The following is an 18,670-nucleotide window of genomic DNA, read 5'->3' on the forward strand; positions in this document are numbered from 1 at the left end:
ATTTTGTTATCAAATAATGGCTAAGCAGCATACAATGCATCTATTTGATAATAACGAATGATAAAAATTGTATATTCGCTGTTAATGTAATTTATAAATTAATCAATATTAGGAGGTTTTATGTACAGATGTCGGGCAGGGAAAACAGAATAAAATGTAAGAAAATAAAAAACACCCCTGCTGTAAATGAATAACAACAGAGGTGTTAGTTTTAGAGTGACTCAGAAAACTCGTATTTGATTATTTCGGATCTAACCCTGATAGCGCTGAATATTGTGATGATGTTACTTTTAATTGTGCCACTTGTTTAAGTAGTTGTTGAAAGTGCTTGTCATCCCATTGTTGGCGATCTTGGCTATAAGTTGAGGCCATGATGTCAGCTAATGCTTTCTCTAGTTCACTTGCAAGTTCAGGGTTTGTTGCTAGTTTTGCTTGTTGTTGCTGCTTCCACTGTTTGAAATAGGTCTGTACTTTAATTGCATCACGTTCAGCTAATGCTTGTTGTAATGCTTTATCAATATCAGTGTTCAGCGTTGTTTGAACAGGCATTGTGCTAGTATTGGATTGTGCTTTTCGTGCTTTGATTAACAGGGCAAGAGTGATTAACCAAAGTAATGCGAAAACCGCTGTCGCCCAAGGCCAGTAACCGTTATGCATCACACCGTTTTGAATCGTAGGAAGATGACTATCTGCCTTTGGTGATGTTTGCGCACCCTCTGGTGTTGTTAGTGCTGGTGGTACAATAGTCGCACTCGCGTTTGGATCTGCGGTGACATTAAGAGTCAGCCCTGAAACTTTAGTCACTTGCTCTTTTTCTGTTTGGGTATTCCACCAATTAATCGTGATCTCAGGGAGTTCTACTTTGCCTGTTTCACGAGGAATAATGACCTGTTTAAGCGTCATCACTGTGTAGCCATTATTTTCTGAGTATTCAGGCTTTTCATTATAGCTACGTACCGTATTTGGGTAAGTTAAGCTAATGTTTGGCATACTGCTTTGCGCAATATTTTTAATGCTTAATGTTAAGGTACGTGTGATTGGCTCGCCGACTTTCGCATTCACTTCAGTTTTACCATTAAATGTCGGCTGCCATATTTGCTGTAACTGCAAATTCGGTGTTGGTAGCCATAAGCCTTGGTAATTCGCTGGTTTAGCTTTAACCGTTAGCTCAATGTTTTTCGCTGTTCTGTCAACAGGCATGGTCAATGTTGAACCAAAACCTTGACTACCTTTGATCACATTACCGCTGAACTTCGCACCATGTAAGGTGATGTTTCCTGGCTTATTTGCGGTGATTTGGTAGTTACGGGTGATCACAATATAGCGACGACCATTTTGTACTACCTCATTTTGCGCATCTTGGCCCACTTGCGTTGCAGTTAAGCCATCCCCGTATGGAGGTGCAAGGCTTGCTTGATCCATTTGCTCACCAATTAAGATGCGAACACGGTAATTAATTGATTCACCAACATAAATGGTCGATTTATCGTTAGTTCCCTCAATTGAAATTGAGGAGTGGTTCGCTTGTGCTAATTGTGACTGTTTTGCACTTTTTAGCACTGTAATGGTAATAGGATCTGTTTTTGAGCTACCAATTTGAAAAGCTGGGATCGTAAGTGTTCCTACTTTGGTTGCTGCTAGCGCAACAGTCCAACTGGTGTTACGTGAAATAACACCATTGATCATTGAGGTACCACTGCTAACGCTTGGACGACCATAGGCAAAATCAGGGCTTAATGGTGTTAAATCTAGCGAGTTAGTATTCACGCTGTCATCAACCGATACGGTTAATTGGAATACTTCGTTTACTCCAACCACATTTTTAGAAACCGTCGCTTCTGCTTGTGCCGCCATGGCTTGTGTTGACACTAATGCGCTTAAGATAAGGGCGATATAGAGCCATGAAGAGGCAATTCTCTTGCCGAAAGATAATCTATTCATAAACCTTTTCATTGTCTTTATTACCATGATTTTTCGGTTTTTTGCTGCGCTTCTTTTTGTTGCGCCTGCAAAATCAACTGAGCACGGATCAAACCACTGGTGTCATCTGGTACTTGTTCCAATTTCTTCAAAATAGGGTTACTGGCTGATAGCACATCACCGTCTTTCGCTGGTTGGTCACTCATTTGTACCTGACTAATATTATTGGTTTCCTTATTTTTATCTTGTTCAGACTTAGCCGCTGCTTTCTTCTCTGCTTGCTGTTGCTGTTGCTGTTGCTGTTGCTGTTGCTGTTGCTGTTGCTGTTGCTGTTGCTGTTGCTGTTGCTGTTGCTTTGCAGCTTGTTTAGCATTTTCATCAGCACGTTGTTGTTCAGCAGCTTTTTGTTCAGTAGTTTTCTCTTTATCTTGCTGTGATTTATCACTGTTTGATTGTTGAGATTGCTGCTGATCTTTCCCTTGTTGCTTATCAGACTGATTTTGTTGTTGCTGACTCTGGGATTGTTGCTGCTGATTTGCGTTTTTTTGATCCTGCTGTTGGTTGTTCTGCTTCGATTGTGAAGACTGCTTATCGTCAGATTGTTTATTCTCTGATGATTGCTGTTTATCTTGTTTTTGCTGTGACTGCTGGCTGTTATCTTGGCTCTGTTTTTTATCGTTAGAGCCTTGTGATTGCTGCTGTTGCTTGTCACTCTTCTGCTGATTCTGCTGATTCTGCTGATTCTGCTGATTCTGCTGATTCTGCTGATTCTGCTGATTCTGCTGATTCTGCTGATTCTGCTGATTCTGCTGATTTTGTTGTTGCTGTTGTTTCTCTTGCTGCTCTAGCGCTTTTTTCACAATATCGAGGTTTTTCTTCGCATCGGGGTAGTTAGGATCTGCTTTTAGTAGTTTTTCATAGGTCTCTACTGCTTGCTTTAACTGACCGCTTTGCGCATAAGCATTACCCAAGTTGTATTGCGACATTGGATCCGTTAACGGCTTCAATGTATTAATCGCTTGAGCGTAGTTTTTCGCTTTGTATTCCGCAATACCTTTCCATTGTGGCGATTCAAAATCTTGCGCTGCTTGTTTGAATTTACCGTCTTGATAAGTTTGGTAAGCTTGTTGCTCTGCATTCACCCAAGGGCTTGCTTGCGCATGATCGATAGGTAAAAAGAAGAACATAGTGGCAATAACCACACCACGACGAAAACCTAATAACGCCAGTAATAGCAGTGGTAGTACTAGCCAGAAACCACCATTTAGGCGCTCTTGTAGTTCTTTTTGTTGATCTTTCTTACCGTTATCAAGTGGTTTAGCTGTGAAGTGAACGATTGCATTGACATCTTGATCTGTTGGCTGTGCCATCTGCAAGATACCGCCAGTTTGCTTCACGATAGGCTCAAGAGTGCTCAGGTTTATTTTTGAAATAACAGGTGAGCCGTTATCCATTAATAAGCGACCATCTGGCAGTGGAATAGGAGCACCATCGATTGTACCCATCGCTAAAATGGACACACGGTATTGTGTGCCTTTTAACTCTGCTAGGCTTTGGGCTGATTCCTGTTTCGTCATACCGTCGGTGATCAAAACAATATCACCAGTGCTGTTGCCAGCTTGCTTTAATAGCTTGATCGCTTCAGCAATACCAGCGGCTGCGTTACTACCTGGGATCGGCATGATTTTCGGCGATAGGCTAGGGATCAAGTTCGCTAAGGTATGGCTATCTTCTGTTAATGGACTCACTTCATAACCATCACCAGCATAGGTGACTAAGCCTGTGGTACCTTCTTTCCAGCCCGGTAACATATCAAGCGCTTTAAAACGAGCTTGGGTTAAGCGGTTTGGCTTAATGTCAGTCGCATACATTGAGCGTGACATATCCATTACCAGTACTCGTGCGCCACTTAAGTTATAAGCTGGCAGTTTCACTTTCTGCCAGCTAGGACCTGCCATGGCTACAACAGCGATTAGCCAGCCTAAAGCAAGGATAGCGATTGGCCATGATGCTGATTTTGGCTGAGCAATACCTAGCTTTTGTGCAAGGTGAGAAGCAATTAAGCCTGTGGTTTGCTTTTTACTTTTTAGCCAAGGCAAGATAAGTAGCAATGGCACAAGTGCAAGAAACCACATTGGGTGCATAAAGGTAAAGTTAGCCATGACGTCTCCTCATAACAGCAATGACGACAGATAGTAGCAATGCGATGGCTAAAGGATATCGGAACAACTCATCACGTGGACGCCATGTTTGTTGGGCGTTATTGATAGGTTGTAATTTATTAATGATGTCGTAGATCTTCTCAAGTTGTTGCGGGTTACGCGCTCGGAAGTATTCACCGCCAGTCATTTTGGCAATTTCAGTGAGTGTTTTCTCATCCAGATCTTGTGATGGATTGACTAGACGATCACCAAAGAAGCCTTTTTGTACCATTTGATCAGCACCAACGCCCACGGTATAGATTTTCACACCGCTTTCTTTAGCAAGTTTTGCTGCTTCTAATGGATCGATAACACCAGATGTATTCGCACCATCACTGAGTAAAATGATCACACGCTGCGGTGCTTTACTATTAATGAAGGTTTTGGTTGCAATGCCTAAGCCTTCACCAATCGCAGTACTTTGACCAATTAAGCCCAGTACGGTGCGATCAAGCTGTTGCTCAACGGTGTTACGGTCGAACGTTAATGGCGTTTGTAAGTAAGCATGATCGGCAAACAGCACTAAACCTAAACGGTCGCCTTTACGTTTTTCAATAAACTCAGAAAGCACATGCTTTACTGCCGTTAGACGATCAATGCTTTGGCCATTTTTTGTCACCATATCAGGGATCGACATTGAGCCAGATAAGTCTACCGCCAATAACATATCGCGGTGTTCAGGTTTGATCTCTATCGGGTTACCGTACCAAACTGGTCTTGCTGCAGCACATACTAAACAGATCCATACCAGTGCCATTAGTACTTTACGGATAATCGAGCGAGGCTGTTTTTGTCCAACACCGCTGGGTAATTTAGGTAATTGAATTGCTGCAGGCTGCACAACAGGTTTACTAAAGCGGTAAACCAGCCATGCTAAAGGCAGTAATGCCCAGGCCCATAGCCATACAAATTCAAACATTTAAAGACTCCTTTTGAGCCATTGTTACCGCATGTTTCGGTGGTAATGCGTGTTTAAGCCATGTTTTTGTCATTTGCTTACATTGTTCAAATTCCTCATTTGTTAAAGGAGTATTTGAAAATGTACCGCTCAACCATAGTGTTTTTAGCTCTACAAATCCGCTATGTTTTACGGGAAGTTGTTGATCTAAAAACGTTAACCATGCTTCTCCTGTTAATGGTGCGACCACTGAACGTGAGTAGTAACTCAATGCGGCTTGTTTTAATAGCGTATTTAAAGCAGAAAGCCCTTGTTCTGGAGTGATCAACGCCAGTTGGTGTAATGCTTCTTTTTGTGCTGCATTGGACTGTTTTTTACGTTTGAACATCATGAGTAACGCAATGATTGCGATGATCACAATCGCTAGCGTTAACCACCATCCCCAAGCCAGCGGCCAATAGCTAGGGGCGGCTGGTAGGTGAATATCTGCGAGAGGCAGTTGTTGTGGGCTTGGTGTTGCCATTACTTCACTCCTCTTGCTCTTAGCTGTTGTAATAGTGGCTCTGCAGCGGACAAATAATGCAAAGGGATCGCCAATGATTTTGCCATTTCTGCGACGAAGCTTTGGTGTTGTTGGTATTGTTGGCTTAATGAATCACGTGTCTTTTTTGATGAGAAATTAAGCCATGCTGATTGTTCTTTATCTGCCACATGTTCATAACCACGAAATTGCGTTTGTCCTTGCTCTAACGGATCGTGAACTTGCACAAACTGAATACGGTTATGTTGGCGTAACTGCGTCAAACGTCGCTTATCATTCAGTGATAGTTGGTTAAAATCACTAATAATGACAATTTCACTACCTTTTGAACATAAGTAGTGTAGGCGTTGTAAGGCATCAGCAAAGCTGACGTCTTGTGGCTCACCTAAATGCGATAACGCATTGTTTTGCGCCTCAATAAGCTTATTGATGATATGTAATGGCCCTTGCTGACGTGCAGTTGGTTTACATTCCGTCACGCTAATGCCGTTATAAATCACCGCTCCAATCCGATCTTGTTCATTCACTGCAAGCCAGCTTAATAAACTGGCGAAGTGGGCCGCTTGTACTGATTTAAGCATGAGTTGCGAGCCAAATTGCATGCTGCGACTTATATCAATCAGTAGCATTACAGGTTGCTCACGCTCTTCGGTAAACAATTTGGTATGTGTTTTACCTGTACGTGCGGTTACACGCCAATCAATGGCTCGGATATCGTCACCTGCTTGGTAGGGGCGAACTTCCGAAAAATTCATCCCACGCCCTTTGTGACGGCTTTGGTGCAGACCATTTAGCTGTGACCAAATACTGTGCGCAGGAGGAAGCCAACGCACAGCTTGATTTTTGTATTGCAGTAGCTCTGCCAAGCACACATTAACCCCATCGCTATGGGGTGGCAGCGCTACGGTCATGTGTGATTTGCTCATACGCTAGCAACCTGTGAAATGAGTTCAGCGACAACGCGATCTGCTGCAATACCTTCTGCTTGTGCTTCATAACTCAGTAATAGACGATGACGTAGCACAGGGTAAGCCATGGTTTGAACATCTTCTGGTGTAACAAAGTCACGACCACTTAACCAAGCATGGGCACGAGCACAGCGATCAAGCGCTAGGGTGGCACGAGGACTAACGCCCATTTGTAGCCAGTTTGCTAATTGTGAGCCAAATTTTTCAGGCTGACGTGTCGCCATAACAAGACGGATGATGTAGTGCTCAACATCCTCTGCCATATGAATATTTAGGATCTCTTTACGTGCCGCAAAAATATCGCTTTGGCTAATATGTACAGGCTCTGTTTTTTCAATACCCAGTGCTTCACCACGGTTAAGACGTAAAATCTCAAGCTCACTTTCTGCACTTGGGTAATCAACATTCAGTTGTAGCAAGAAACGGTCTAACTGCGCTTCAGGTAGCGGATAAGTACCTTCTTGCTCAATTGGGTTTTGCGTTGCCATTACAAGGAATAACTCTGGTAATGGGTAAGTTTTACGTCCAGCAGTGATCTGCTTTTCCGCCATCGCTTCTAGCATCGCTGCTTGTACTTTTGCAGGCGCACGGTTGATCTCATCGGCAAGGATCAATGAGTTGAAAATAGGTCCAGGTTGAAAGGTAAATTCAGCCGTTTCCGGGCGGAAAATATCTGTACCTGTTAGATCGGCAGGTAGTAGATCGGGAGTAAATTGGATACGGTGGAAATCACCTTCAATACAGTCTGAAAGTACTTTAACCGCACGTGTTTTTGCCAACCCTGGAGGGCCTTCTACTAAGATATGTCCATCAGCTAGTAAAGCAATAAGTAACTGTTTTACTAAATTAGGTTGACCTACAACTTGGCTTTGCAAGTAGTGATTTAATCGTTGAAAAGTACTCGCTAACATAAATTTCTTTCCTCTAAGTGCTCGCCTAGATGCGTGGAGCAAATAAGCTGAGACTATCAAACGCCGTGTAAGTTCACGTGTCTGCTTCTTGTACACCACATATTCAGTGCGTACTGAAGCTGACTTAACCCTTATTTCTTTATATATATCAGGGCGGAAAAAATAGGATCAAGCAAGTCATCTTGTTTTGCCTTACAAAGTCACGAAATCATAGTTTGTGCGAATAAAGCTTAAAAAATAAACAGACAATGTTTAATTGAATAAAAAATCATTTCCACATAGATAGTTATTGATATGAAACGCAATTATTACCATTTCTTAACATTGTTTTAAGTGTGAGATCGTGATGTTGGGTAACTAGCTGTTTTTAATGCATATAAAAAACAACCGATAAAGTGCAATCAAGTGCTTATGGTTTCTTGTTGTTAAAAATCATCTAGTGCAACAGCCTATATTGACTAAGTTGTTAATACTGATATGAAATATCACCATTTTTGTTAATTCCTTTCTTGCCATTAATATGCATCTGTGTTGTTATATTAAATATGCAACGGGTTTGTAATATATCTGTATTATATCGAGTTCAGTATGTGTACCAGTTTGAATAGAACGACACTGATGGCTCATAAGACTGAGTTGTTAAATTAATGAAATAAGCTTTAAGTAAATAAAGCGTACGACTGAATAAATAAAGAGTAAGGAAGGAGCCTTAAATGAGTAAAGTCGCATTAGTTACAGGTGCAAAAGGTGGTATTGGTTCATCGATCACTCAAGCACTAGTTGATGCAGGTTTTCGTGTGGTTGCAACGTACTACCCAACAGGTGAAAAGGCAGCGCAGGAGTGGTTTGCTGCAAATAACTATTCACCGGAGTCTGTTCGCCTGTTTCCACTAGACGTGACTGATACAAACTACTGTCAAGAAGCGCTTGCGACATTGCTTCAAGAAGAAGGTCACATTGATGTGCTAGTTAACAACGCAGGTATCACGAAAGATACAACGTTTAAGCGTATGACTGCTGATCAATGGAATGCAGTAATTAACACTAACTTAAACAGCCTGTTTAACGTAACTCAGCCACTATTTGACTCAATGTGTAAAAAAGGTAATGCACGCATTATCAACATCACATCTGTTAACGGTCTGAAGGGGCAATTTGGTCAAGCTAATTACTCTGCTGCAAAAGCTGGCATGATTGGTTTTACTAAAGCACTGGCTGCTGAAGGTGCACGATCTGGTGTAACGGTAAATGCAGTTGCTCCTGGTTACACAGGTACACCTATGGTTGAAGCGATCAAACCAGAAGTTCTAGATTCAATCAAAGCTGAAATTCCTATGCGTCGTTTAGCACTACCACAAGAAGTAGCTGCAGCGGTGACATTTTTAGCAAGTGATGCAGCGGCATACATTACTGGCGAAACATTGTCAGTGAATGGCGGCTTGTACATGCACTAATCAATGATTGAATGATTATTTATATTTGAACTCATTAAGTAAGGACGCGAAATAACATGGCTAGGGTATTTATCGTTGCTGCAAAACGTACACCAATCGGAAGTTTTGGTGGCGCATTGAAATCAGTAACTGCTGCAGAGCTTGGTGCTGCTGCAATTAAAGGTGCATTGGCGGAAACATCAATTCCTGTAGAAGCAATTGATGAAGTCATTTTTGGTAACGTTGTTGGCGCAGGTCAAGGTATGGGGCCTGGTCGTCAAGCGGCACTAAAAGCAGGGATCCCTAATGAGGTACCTGCATACACACTAAACATGGTGTGTGGTAGTGGTATGAAAGCTGTGATGGATGCAGCTGCGCACATTAAAGCAGGCGATGCCGATATCGTCGTTGCTGCTGGTGCGGAAAACATGTCTCAAATTCCTTTCTGTGCATCATCAAAAATTCGTGATGGACAAAAAATGGGAGCTCTGGAGCTAAGTGATCTATTGATTTCTGATGGCTTAACAGATGCCTTCAATAATTATCACATGGGTGTGACGGCTGAGAACGTAGTTGAGAAAGTTGGTCTTACTCGTGAACAACAAGATAACTTTGCTTTAGCAAGCCAGCAAAAAGCCGTTGCTGCTATTGAACAAGGTAAGTTTGTTGATGAAATTACACCAGTAGAAGTTGTTGGTCGTCGTGAAACTGTGGTTGTTGATACCGATGAGTATCCAAAACAAAACGCATCGATCGAAGGCTTAGCAAAACTACGCCCAGCATTTAAGCGTGATGGTTCAGTTACGGCAGGTAATGCATCAGGCATCAATGACGGCGGTAGTGCCATCATTGTTGTTTCTGAAGCTGCTGTTAATAAGTACAACCTAACACCGCTTGCTGAAATCGAAAGCTACGCTCAGGCAGGTATCGCACCTGAAATTATGGGTCTTGGCCCTGTTCCTGCGGTACTAAAAGCGTTAGATAAAGCACAATTATCAATTGATAAAGTTGAGCGTCTTGAGTTCAACGAAGCTTTTGCTGGTCAAGCACTTGGCGTGCTTTATGAAGTAGCAAAAGAAACGAATGCGAAAGTAGAAGATTTAGTTGAACGTGCAAACGTCAACGGTGGTGCGATTGCATTAGGCCACCCACTCGGTGCCTCAGGTAACCGTATCTTAGTGAGTCTGTTGCATGAGATGCGTCGTCGTGAAGATCAATATGGTATTGCAACTTTATGTGTAGGTGGCGGTATGGGTACTGCTGTCATTCTAAAGCGCGTTTAATTTACTAAAAAATCGGCGCTACATATGAATGTGTGGCGCTTTATTACTATCAATGAGGAAAGATCTATGTATACGGAAATGTTTAAGTCGTTCTCTGAGCAAACTGAAAAATCACTAGCACCATACGTTAAATTCAACAAGCTATTCACTAAAAATGTTGAAGAGCTAACTGAGCTTCAACTTGCTGCAGTTCGTGCATATAGCGATTTAGGCCTATCTCAACTTAAAGCGGTAAGCGAAGTTAAAGATATCCAATCTCTAACTGCATTTAACAGCCAGCAGCTTGAAACGCTAACTAAGCTTTCTAAGCAACTTATTGATGATAGCAATAAATTCAACGCTGTTGCTCAATCATTTAAAACAGAAGTAGAAGAGCTTGTTGCTGATAACGTAAAAAAAGCAACACCAGTAGCTTAAGGTTTATCTTTAGTCGTCCTCATTAGGGGACGACTATCTTTGTTATAGCTTATCTCAATTATGCTGGGCCTAATGGTCGTGAAGTGTGATTGAATTAGTCCAAGTGCAGGGTTTTTGTTATGAACAATCACTTCTTTTCGGACTACTTTGCCAAGCTCCAAGATATGAACCAGCTATGGTGGAAGGAGTTAGACTCCGGCAAGGCAGCCATGAACACCCCATTAAACAAAGCGCTTAATGAGATTAATCTGGAAGATACCGCTGAATTTATTGAAAAAGCAGCAGCACAACCAGCAGCATTAGCGAAAGTCCAAATGGACTGGTGGGAAAAACAAGTAAAAATTTGGCAAAATATTGCGATGCCATCAGCCGATGGTGGGCAATCATTAATTAAGCCAGCGAAAGATGATAAGCGCTTTTGTGATCCTGCATGGGAAAACGAAGCGTTTTATAATTATATTAAGCAATCATATTTGCTCTTCAGTGACACCATGCGTAATGCGATTGATTCGATTGAAGGCGTTGACGAAAAAGCAAAAGAGCGTTTAAGTTTCTTTTCTCGTCAAGCTATTAACGCATTGTCACCAACGAACTTTATCACCACTAACCCTGAGCTAGCTAAGCTGACTGTTGCGACTAACGGTGAAAACTTAGTGAAGGGTATGGAGTTGTTGCAAGAAGACATGCAGAGCAGTGCGGATGTGTTAAAAATTCGCATGACTAATAGTGATGCATTCCAACTGGGTGTCAATATTGCTAACACCGATGGTGAAGTTGTTTTCAAAAATGAGCTATTTGAACTTATTCAATATAAGCCATTAACTGAAACAGTAAATAGCACACCTTTGCTTATTGTTCCGCCATTTATCAATAAATATTACATCCTTGATTTACGTGAAAATAATTCAATGGTGCGCTGGCTTGTTGAACAAGGCCACACTGTATTTATGATGTCTTGGCGTAACCCTGGGGTTGCTCAGCGCGATATTGATTTTTCTAATTACGTACTTGATGGCGTTATCCCAGCTGTTGATGTGATTGAAGACATTACAGGCGAAAAACAAATTAATGCCGCAGGCTACTGTATAGGTGGTACGTTATTAGCGACTACGCTGGCTTACTATGCTGCGAAGCGTATGCGTAACCGTATTAAATCAGCAACATTCTTTACTACGTTGTTAGATTTCTCACAGCCTGGTGAAATAGGTGCCTATATTAATGAGCCTTTAATATCAGCGATTGAAGCGCAGAATGATATTAATGGTTATATGGATGGACGTTCATTAAGCGTGACATTTAGCTTGTTACGTGAAAATAGCCTTTATTGGAATTATTATGTTAATAATTACCTAAAAGGTAATAGTCCAATTGATTTCGATTTACTATATTGGAACGGCGATAGTACAAATGTGACAGCTGCATGTCACGGTACTCTTTTACGTGAGTTCTACTTGAATAATAAGTTAGTCGATAATAAAGGGATAAAGATTGGTGGTGTTTATATTGATTTGTCAAAGATCAAGGTGCCAACTTACTTTATTTCAACTCAAGAAGACCATATTGCATTATGGCAAGGTACTTATCGCGGTGCACAACAATTAGGTGGTAAATCTACCTTTGTACTGGGTGAGTCTGGTCATATTGCAGGGATTGTTAACCATCCTAAGAAAAATAAATATGGTTTTTGGCTAAGTGATAAACAAGATGAAAATCCTGAAGTTTGGCTAGAGAATGCCCAACGTCAGGATGGTTCATGGTGGTCTCATTGGGATACTTGGTTGGGTGACTTTAATAAGAAAGAGAAAGTGCCTGCAAGAGATATTGGTAGTGAAAATAACAAGCCGCTATATCTTGCACCAGGTGAATATGTTAAAGAGACACTACCTTTAAAATAAGTACCGTATATTTTTAAAAGCTCAGCATCATAGATGCTGAGCTTTTTTTTGACATAAAATTTTACTTAGAAGTCAGCTATTTTTGAATTAATGTATATAATAGTGATAATTCTTTGCGTCACTTAAGTATTAAATATATTGGCGCATTGTTAATTGTAATGTGAGTTTTAAACATAATCTTCAATATTATGTATATACTTTACGGGAATTATTTGCGGGCGTATTAATGAAAAGAAAAGCTCTTGAAATAGCTGATGATGGCTATTCATTTATAATTAAATTTGTTGACTTTTTAGTTATAAATTTTTCACTTACTCTAGTGTTTGCCTTGTTTGAGCTTGAGCCTTCACCATTTGATTTACTGTACGGTATTTTTGTAAGTGTTACTTTTATTGCTTGTGGCCACTATGTCGGTTTCTACGATAAAGTTAACCGAGCGAATTTTAAGCGTATGACATTACGCTTGTTAGCTAATTATTTATTAGTTGAAATTGCAGTTCTAGGGATTAGTGCATTCTTTGCTTTTATCGATCATGTTCAGATGCATGGTTTTACGAATAACTTTGGACTCTCTTGGTTTGCACTCTCATTCTTTGTCATCTGGGGCTCTCGGGTCGTTGTTTACTCTACGACAAGATATATCGGTCGTCATAGGAAAACGCATCGTATTGCAATTCTTGGTATGACAACTGCAGGTTTAGCGATTGAAAAAGCCCTACTAGAAAAATATAAAAATACAAATTTCGAAATTAATTACTACGATGATCGTAGTGAAGAGCGTTTTAGCTATTTAACTAAGTCTAAGTTTAGTGGCAAAGTGTGTGATTTAATTGATATCGCTAAGAAAGGCGAGGTTGATGACGTTTATATTGCTTTACCTATGGTGGCAAAAGAACGCATTCGATTGTTTCTTCATCAATTATCAGATACCACTGTTGATACTTTCATTGTTCCTGATCTTTATACTTATAACTTAAATGTCTCTCAGATCTGCCGTGTGGGCAATGTGGATACCTTTAGTGTATTTGCGAGTCCATTTGAAGGTATTGGTGATTTTATTAAGCGAGTAGAAGATCTCATCATTGGTAGTATTATTACGCTATTAATCTCTCCTGTTTTAATTGCGGTGGCGATCGGTGTAAAAATGAGCTCACCAGGTCCTATTTTGTTCAAGCAAGACCGTTATGGTCTCGGTGGTAAAAAGATCAAAGTATGGAAATTCCGATCAATGAAAGTGATGGAAAATAGTGATGTTGTTAAACAAGCAACTAAAAATGATCCTCGTGTAACTAAGTTTGGTGCTTTTATTCGCCGCACGTCATTAGATGAGTTGCCACAGTTTATTAATGTTTTGCAGGGAACAATGTCGATTGTTGGTCCTCGCCCTCATGCCGTTGCTCACAATGAAGAGTATCGAATTCTTGTTGATAACTACATGATTCGACACAAAATTAAACCAGGTATTACTGGTTTAGCTCAAATTAGTGGCTACCGTGGTGAAACAGATACGCTTGATAAGATGGAAAAGCGTATTCAGTATGATATTCGTTACATGCAGAACTGGAGTCTATTTTTAGATCTGAAGATCATTTTCTTAACGATCTTTAAAGGCTTTGTAAGCGAAACAGCATATTAATATTGTTGTTTAAATTGGGAATGAAATTATTTTTTCCATTTTTTCGCATTTTTAAATTTTTTGTTGTCTATTATCGTGTAGAACAGAAATTATTAATGTTAGGAGCAGATGATGACTAAATTAGCGACCATTGAAGGTATTGGTGAAGTATACGCAGCAAAGCTAGAAGCTGCTGACGTACACACTATGGAACAGTTATTAGAAAAAGGTCAGAAACCTGCTGGTCGTAAAGCAATTGCTGAAGCGACAGGTATCAGTGGTAAGTTAGTATTGAAGTGGATTAACCGAGCAGATCTATCTCGTGTTAAAGGCATTAGCACTCAATATGCTGACTTACTTGAATTCTCTGGGGTTGATACCGTTCCTGAGCTTGCACAGCGTAATGCAGAAAATCTTCATGCTAAAATGACTGAAGTAAACGAAGAAAAAGCATTAGTACGCCAACTACCTGCACTGAAAAGTGTTCAGGATTGGATTGCACAAGCGAAAGAACTTCCACGTGCAATTGAATACTAATGAGTAAGTAAATGAGAAAGCAGCCTATATGGCTGCTTTTTTATTATTTGCAAGATATAGTCGCCTATATCACTAAGGGACTAACATGGAGTTTTGGATGATGAATAGGTACGCTGTGATGTTAAGAGTGATGATGGGGTTAGTGGCGGTGTTATTAAGCTCACAAGTTCAAGCAAAAACGTACAGCGTTACAAGTAGCCCAGAAATAGTACCAAGTGTTGAGTTTAATCTCGATGGGCAAGCAACCAATCAACGGTTATGTTTCTATGAAAATAAAGCGTATTCGCTAGGGGCTATTATTGTAATTGATGGCGTTATATTAGAATGTGTTGCAGAGAGCAGCATTGAAACTAATGGGCGATTGATGTGGAAAAAGTTAATTTCTTCAACGTCGAAAAAAGGATAAAAGAAAGCCAGCACTGATTACTTTATAGAGAATCCAATGCTGGCTTAAGCGTAGCTAATTGCAATGAATTATTTTGCTAGAGAGCGGCTACGTAGTTCGAAAATTAGCTTTTCAGCGCTGCATTCAAATTGAATACGTGCTGTTAATTCAGTGCTGTTTTCGTCGACAGGGGTTGTTTCAACTTTGTAGTTAGCATTTACTTCTTTTGCTAGTGCAAGGTAGTTTGCTAGTTCTACTTCTAGTGCATCTTTACCGTGAGCAAAGATTTGAACGTCTGCAGTATCATCGTTTTCCTTGATGATAAAACCTAGCTCACCAGACACGCCACATGCTTCACAAACTTGGTATTCTTCTTTTTCAATTGTCATAACTTTAATCCCCATAGGTTAAGGGTGTATTTTAAATCGTTGTGATTTAGATCGCCATTCATTAATAATGAAAAGTGAGTTTCATAATGCTTAATAGACAGAAAATTTACATAACTTAGCCATATAAGCGTTGGATATGAGCATAGGTTTGCTCGAATGGATATGCTTCAAGCTGTCCGAAGCCATCAAACTGTTTGGCTTTTATTTTCGTTGTTAATGGTGTTGTCATGCCATTTAAAAAGCGAGTGATAGCAGCAATCGAAGGAGCGGTATCACAAGCATTGATAAATTGATCACACCATTGGGTTAAAACGAGATCGGACACCTCAGGTAATGTTGGTAGAGGGGGCAGGGTAATGCTTTTGCCGCGACAAACAGAGCAGTGCCCACAGTGCTGAGGTGCATGATGATCAGCAAAGTAGTGCGCAAGTTGGTGACTTAGACAAGTTTTACTTTCAAAGAAATCGACCATGCTACCAATACGCTTAATTTCGCTATTCTCTTTTTGTTGGAACAATTGGTATAGCGCCTCACTTTCCAGTTCGATATCAAACTGATGGTTGATTATTTTATAAACGTCGGTCATTTGTTTACTTTCTAAGGTGATCCAACCTTGCTCATTAAAGTAATCAATTGCAGCCACAACACGCTTACGATCGGCTTGATAACCTTGCCATAATGCATCCATATCTAAGGTATGCCAGATTTTTGCTTTTGATGAACAAGCAAAAATAGCCTCAACAAATTGGCGACGCTCACCGTTAAAACGATTGATAATTTCTTGCTGATTTACATTTAATTTGAAGCGATAGTCAGCAAAATAGGTATATAACGGTTCAATAATGTAGCGAATTTCTAAATACACTAATAGCGTTTTTAGTGGCAATAAACGGATATTCGCATCTTTTGATAACCGATTACTCATTACTTCCCAATGTTGTGGCTGTGCTTTGATTTCTGCTAATACTGTTGCGATAGCACTACGATCTGGCGTATCGCCATAAATGAAGTTCTGTAATACATTTAATCCAGATTTGTTAGCAATAACGGTACAGGTGGAATTGTTACCATCACGGCCGGCACGACCAATCTCTTGACTGTAATTCTCAATTGATTTTGGTAGATCAAAGTGGATCACTTGGCGGATATCCGATTTGTCGATCCCCATACCAAAAGCAATGGTAGCGACAATACAATTAATGCTACCAGCCATAAATTGTTGCTGAATATCTTGTCGACGCTGGGCATCCATACCTGCGTGATAAGCTTGAGCTGGAATATGATTACGGGTCAGCGTCTCAGCTATCTCTTCGGCAGTATGTTGTAAGGTGACATACACAATGGAAGGTACATTGGGCTGTGCTGTGAGTTGATGCTGTAATACATCGAGTTTTTCGTCATCTTGGGCTGCTAAAATCGTTAGATCTAAGTTGTGGCGATAAAAACCGGTCACAACAATATTGTCTTTAGCAATATTAAACTTTTCCTGCATATCGTTGATAACTGCAGGCGTTGCGGTTGCAGTTAGAAGCAGCACTTGTGGAATATTCAATGACTGTTGGTAATGGGGAAGTTTCAGATAGTCAGGGCGGAAGTTATGACCCCATTCAGAAATACAGTGTGCTTCATCAACCACTAATAATGAGATTGGTACTTGGCTAATAAACTGGCGGAAACGTTCGTTTTTCAAACGCTCAACAGAGATCATTAAGACTTTAATTTCCCCGTTTCTTATCTTTTGCATTACTTGCTGGGTTTGTTGCCAAGTCTGGCTGGAATCGATTGAAGCGGCAGGAATGCCTTTGGATGCCAGAAAGTCGAGCTGATCTTTCATTAGCGCAAGCAATGGAGAAATAACGAGGGTTAGGTGAGGTAGTTCAATAGCTGGCAATTGGTAGCAGAGTGACTTACCTGAGCCTGTAGGGAAAATTGCAGCGGCTGAATGTCCATCAAGCACCCGAGTGATGACTTCTTCTTGGCCTGTTCTTAGTGAATCAAAACCAAAATATTTTTTAAGTGTTTGATGATACATGCTGAAATACTCACTAGTTGGGATTGTGAGTATCATACCGTAGATTTCAGTTCAAAGGTAAGTAAGCTGTGATGTTGACTGTTATACGTTAAGTAGAATAAAGGGAATAAGTTATTTTAATGAAGTAATAGGTACTGATAATTGAATACCATAGGTATTTTTATTTATATAAGGCTTCATATAAAAAGATTTATCTTCTAATAGCTGAATTTCAAATTTAGTATTTTTATTTAATTGGCTCTCTTGTAAGTAATAAGGTTCCTTATCTGAATGAGTTAGTACATTGTTGCATACCATTGCGTGTAGATTGTTAAAATCTAGAATTGTTTTACAGTGTATTGAACGATAGGCATAATATTCATTATTAATTATAGCGGTAATATTGGTATTGCTGATGGCATAAGTAGAATAAGAGAATAACGTTAGCATCAGATATAAAATTATTTTCATTACTATTTCTTATTCATGGTACATAAATAAGGAACAGCAAATATTGAGCCAATTTATATTGGCTTTAGCGTTGAAGAACAGGCTTTATTATTTACCATTAAAGATATTTATTCATTTTGCAATGCAATAAAAGAATAACGCGTCCTTGCGTATTCTTTTAAGATTAATGTTTAGTGATCTTGTCGAGATAGCCCATCGCAAAAGCGGAAAGAACAAAAGTAATATGAACGAGTAAATACCACAGTAATTTACCATTATCGATATGCTCGATGTTCATAAAAATCTTTAGTAGGTGAATAGAGGAAATTGCAACAATTGATGCTGCGACTTTATTCTTTAATGAACCCGCATCTAATTTACCTAACCAGCCAAGTTTATCATCATGATCATCAAGGTCGAGGCGAGAAACAAAGTTCTCGTAGCCAGAAAACATTACCATAACGACCAGGCCACCAACCAGTGCAATATCGACTAGCGATAGAATGATAAGCACTAAGTCCATGCTTTTCATCGTAATAATCACAGGGATTAATTCAAAGATTTCTTGAAAAAATTTGATTGATAGAGCGAGTAAAACAAAGCTTAAGCCAAAGTAAATTGGAGCCATCAACCAGCGCGAAGCATACATCATTCGCTCGAATAGTCTTTCCATTAGAAAAGGATCTCTTACAAAATGGGTAAAAATCAGAAAGACTGGATTTTAGATCGAAATAATAATGCTGAATAGATGGCTTGTTAGTTATTGTTTATAAAATTGTAAGTTTGTCCTCAAGTTGTTTAATCAAGCACCATTTA

The 18,670-nt window shown here is 40.0% G+C and carries 17 protein-coding genes; 7 read left to right on the forward strand and 10 right to left on the reverse strand.

Features of this window, described 5'->3' with window-relative positions; all coding sequences use genetic code 11:
- Positions 1-240 precede the first annotated feature (240 nt).
- Genes Q7657_RS02345 through Q7657_RS02370 form a run of 6 tightly spaced genes read right to left on the reverse strand, consistent with a single transcriptional unit; the run spans position 241 to position 7,439 of the window.
- A complete protein-coding gene (locus Q7657_RS02345; protein WP_107166064.1) occupies positions 241-1,941 on the reverse strand; it encodes a BatD family protein in 1,701 nt (566 codons plus the stop codon).
- A 20-nt stretch (positions 1,942-1,961) separates the two neighbouring features.
- Positions 1,962-4,082, reverse strand: a complete 2,121-nt coding sequence (locus Q7657_RS02350) for a VWA domain-containing protein (protein WP_498827247.1) — start codon at positions 4,080-4,082, stop codon at positions 1,962-1,964.
- Complete coding sequence (locus Q7657_RS02355) at positions 4,075-5,040, reverse strand: vWA domain-containing protein (protein ID WP_053988700.1); 966 nt, start codon at positions 5,038-5,040, stop codon at positions 4,075-4,077. Before Q7657_RS02355 ends, Q7657_RS02350 begins: the two co-directional genes overlap by 8 nt.
- Entirely contained in the window at positions 5,033-5,542 is a 510-nt protein-coding gene (locus Q7657_RS02360) for a DUF4381 domain-containing protein (RefSeq protein WP_107166062.1), read from the reverse strand. The genes Q7657_RS02355 and Q7657_RS02360 overlap by 8 nt, the downstream gene beginning before the upstream one ends.
- A complete protein-coding gene (locus tag Q7657_RS02365; protein WP_107166061.1) occupies positions 5,542-6,486 on the reverse strand; it encodes a DUF58 domain-containing protein in 945 nt (314 codons plus the stop codon). The genes Q7657_RS02360 and Q7657_RS02365 overlap by 1 nt, the downstream gene beginning before the upstream one ends.
- Positions 6,483-7,439, reverse strand: a complete 957-nt coding sequence (locus Q7657_RS02370; RefSeq protein WP_053988703.1) for an AAA family ATPase — start codon at positions 7,437-7,439, stop codon at positions 6,483-6,485. Before Q7657_RS02370 ends, Q7657_RS02365 begins: the two co-directional genes overlap by 4 nt.
- A 713-nt stretch (positions 7,440-8,152) precedes the next feature.
- Here Q7657_RS02370 and Q7657_RS02375 point away from each other — a divergent pair.
- The 7 genes from Q7657_RS02375 (at position 8,153) to Q7657_RS02405 (ending at position 15,025) form a co-directional block, all read left to right on the forward strand.
- Positions 8,153-8,893 (forward strand): SDR family oxidoreductase, encoded by a 741-nt coding sequence (locus tag Q7657_RS02375; protein WP_053988704.1) that lies wholly within the window; start codon positions 8,153-8,155, stop codon positions 8,891-8,893.
- Between the two features lie 56 nt (positions 8,894-8,949).
- Positions 8,950-10,155: an acetyl-CoA C-acetyltransferase gene (locus tag Q7657_RS02380; protein ID WP_053988705.1), complete on the forward strand. Its 1,206-nt coding sequence runs from the start codon at positions 8,950-8,952 to the stop codon at positions 10,153-10,155.
- Between the two features lie 66 nt (positions 10,156-10,221).
- Positions 10,222-10,572 carry a phasin family protein gene (locus Q7657_RS02385; RefSeq protein ID WP_005364186.1) on the forward strand — a complete coding sequence of 117 codons (351 nt, stop codon included), beginning with the start codon at positions 10,222-10,224 and terminating at the stop codon, positions 10,570-10,572.
- Positions 10,573-10,691: 119 nt separating this feature from the next.
- A complete protein-coding gene (phaC, locus tag Q7657_RS02390) occupies positions 10,692-12,467 on the forward strand; it encodes a class I poly(R)-hydroxyalkanoic acid synthase (protein ID WP_107166060.1) in 1,776 nt (591 codons plus the stop codon).
- 226 nt (positions 12,468-12,693) lie between these two features.
- Complete coding sequence (locus tag Q7657_RS02395) at positions 12,694-14,103, forward strand: undecaprenyl-phosphate glucose phosphotransferase (RefSeq protein WP_053988707.1); 1,410 nt, start codon at positions 12,694-12,696, stop codon at positions 14,101-14,103.
- A 108-nt stretch (positions 14,104-14,211) separates the two neighbouring features.
- Complete coding sequence (locus Q7657_RS02400; RefSeq protein ID WP_498827251.1) at positions 14,212-14,619, forward strand: DUF4332 domain-containing protein; 408 nt, start codon at positions 14,212-14,214, stop codon at positions 14,617-14,619.
- 97 nt (positions 14,620-14,716) lie between these two features.
- Complete coding sequence (locus Q7657_RS02405) at positions 14,717-15,025, forward strand: DUF1496 domain-containing protein (protein WP_258178250.1); 309 nt, start codon at positions 14,717-14,719, stop codon at positions 15,023-15,025.
- Between the two features lie 68 nt (positions 15,026-15,093).
- On the opposite strand, the gene Q7657_RS02410 is transcribed toward Q7657_RS02405, so the two are convergent.
- The 4 genes from Q7657_RS02410 to Q7657_RS02425 form a co-directional block, all read right to left on the reverse strand.
- Complete coding sequence (locus Q7657_RS02410) at positions 15,094-15,393, reverse strand: DUF406 family protein (protein WP_053988710.1); 300 nt, start codon at positions 15,391-15,393, stop codon at positions 15,094-15,096.
- A gap of 115 nt (positions 15,394-15,508) precedes the next feature.
- A complete protein-coding gene (locus Q7657_RS02415; protein ID WP_107166057.1) occupies positions 15,509-17,425 on the reverse strand; it encodes a RecQ family ATP-dependent DNA helicase in 1,917 nt (638 codons plus the stop codon).
- Between the two features lie 111 nt (positions 17,426-17,536).
- On the reverse strand, positions 17,537-17,875 hold the full coding sequence (locus tag Q7657_RS02420) for a hypothetical protein (RefSeq protein ID WP_107166056.1): 339 nt from the start codon (positions 17,873-17,875) through the stop codon (positions 17,537-17,539).
- Between the two features lie 163 nt (positions 17,876-18,038).
- Entirely contained in the window at positions 18,039-18,527 is a 489-nt protein-coding gene (locus Q7657_RS02425) for a TIGR00645 family protein (RefSeq protein ID WP_008988894.1), read from the reverse strand.
- Positions 18,528-18,670: the final 143 nt, after the last annotated feature.

The organism is Candidatus Photobacterium acropomis (genome assembly GCF_030685555.1).
GTDB classification, from domain to species: Bacteria; Pseudomonadota; Gammaproteobacteria; order Enterobacterales; family Vibrionaceae; genus Photobacterium; species Photobacterium lucens.

Bases quoted from the DNA above. Each gene is read 5' to 3' on its own strand.
- Q7657_RS02420 (WP_107166056.1), bottom strand. From the start codon at position 17,875: ATGAAAATAATTTTATATCTGATGCTAACGTTATTCTCTTATTCTACT.
- Q7657_RS02365 (WP_107166061.1), bottom strand. From the start codon at position 6,486: ATGAGCAAATCACACATGACCGTAGCGCTGCCACCCCATAGCGATGGG.
- Q7657_RS02400 (WP_498827251.1), top strand. From the start codon at position 14,212: ATGATGACTAAATTAGCGACCATTGAAGGTATTGGTGAAGTATACGCA.
- Q7657_RS02385 (WP_005364186.1), top strand. From the start codon at position 10,222: ATGTATACGGAAATGTTTAAGTCGTTCTCTGAGCAAACTGAAAAATCA.
- Q7657_RS02370 (WP_053988703.1), bottom strand. From the start codon at position 7,439: ATGTTAGCGAGTACTTTTCAACGATTAAATCACTACTTGCAAAGCCAA.
- Q7657_RS02360 (WP_107166062.1), bottom strand. From the start codon at position 5,542: ATGGCAACACCAAGCCCACAACAACTGCCTCTCGCAGATATTCACCTA.
- Q7657_RS02395 (WP_053988707.1), top strand. From the start codon at position 12,694: ATGAAAAGAAAAGCTCTTGAAATAGCTGATGATGGCTATTCATTTATA.
- Q7657_RS02375 (WP_053988704.1), top strand. From the start codon at position 8,153: ATGAGTAAAGTCGCATTAGTTACAGGTGCAAAAGGTGGTATTGGTTCA.
- Q7657_RS02425 (WP_008988894.1), bottom strand. From the start codon at position 18,527: ATGGAAAGACTATTCGAGCGAATGATGTATGCTTCGCGCTGGTTGATG.
- Q7657_RS02380 (WP_053988705.1), top strand. From the start codon at position 8,950: ATGGCTAGGGTATTTATCGTTGCTGCAAAACGTACACCAATCGGAAGT.
- Q7657_RS02345 (WP_107166064.1), bottom strand. From the start codon at position 1,941: ATGAATAGATTATCTTTCGGCAAGAGAATTGCCTCTTCATGGCTCTAT.
- phaC (WP_107166060.1), top strand. From the start codon at position 10,692: ATGAACAATCACTTCTTTTCGGACTACTTTGCCAAGCTCCAAGATATG.
- Q7657_RS02410 (WP_053988710.1), bottom strand. From the start codon at position 15,393: ATGACAATTGAAAAAGAAGAATACCAAGTTTGTGAAGCATGTGGCGTG.
- Q7657_RS02415 (WP_107166057.1), bottom strand. From the start codon at position 17,425: ATGTATCATCAAACACTTAAAAAATATTTTGGTTTTGATTCACTAAGA.
- Q7657_RS02350 (WP_498827247.1), bottom strand. From the start codon at position 4,082: ATGGCTAACTTTACCTTTATGCACCCAATGTGGTTTCTTGCACTTGTG.
- Q7657_RS02355 (WP_053988700.1), bottom strand. From the start codon at position 5,040: ATGTTTGAATTTGTATGGCTATGGGCCTGGGCATTACTGCCTTTAGCA.
- Q7657_RS02405 (WP_258178250.1), top strand. From the start codon at position 14,717: ATGATGAATAGGTACGCTGTGATGTTAAGAGTGATGATGGGGTTAGTG.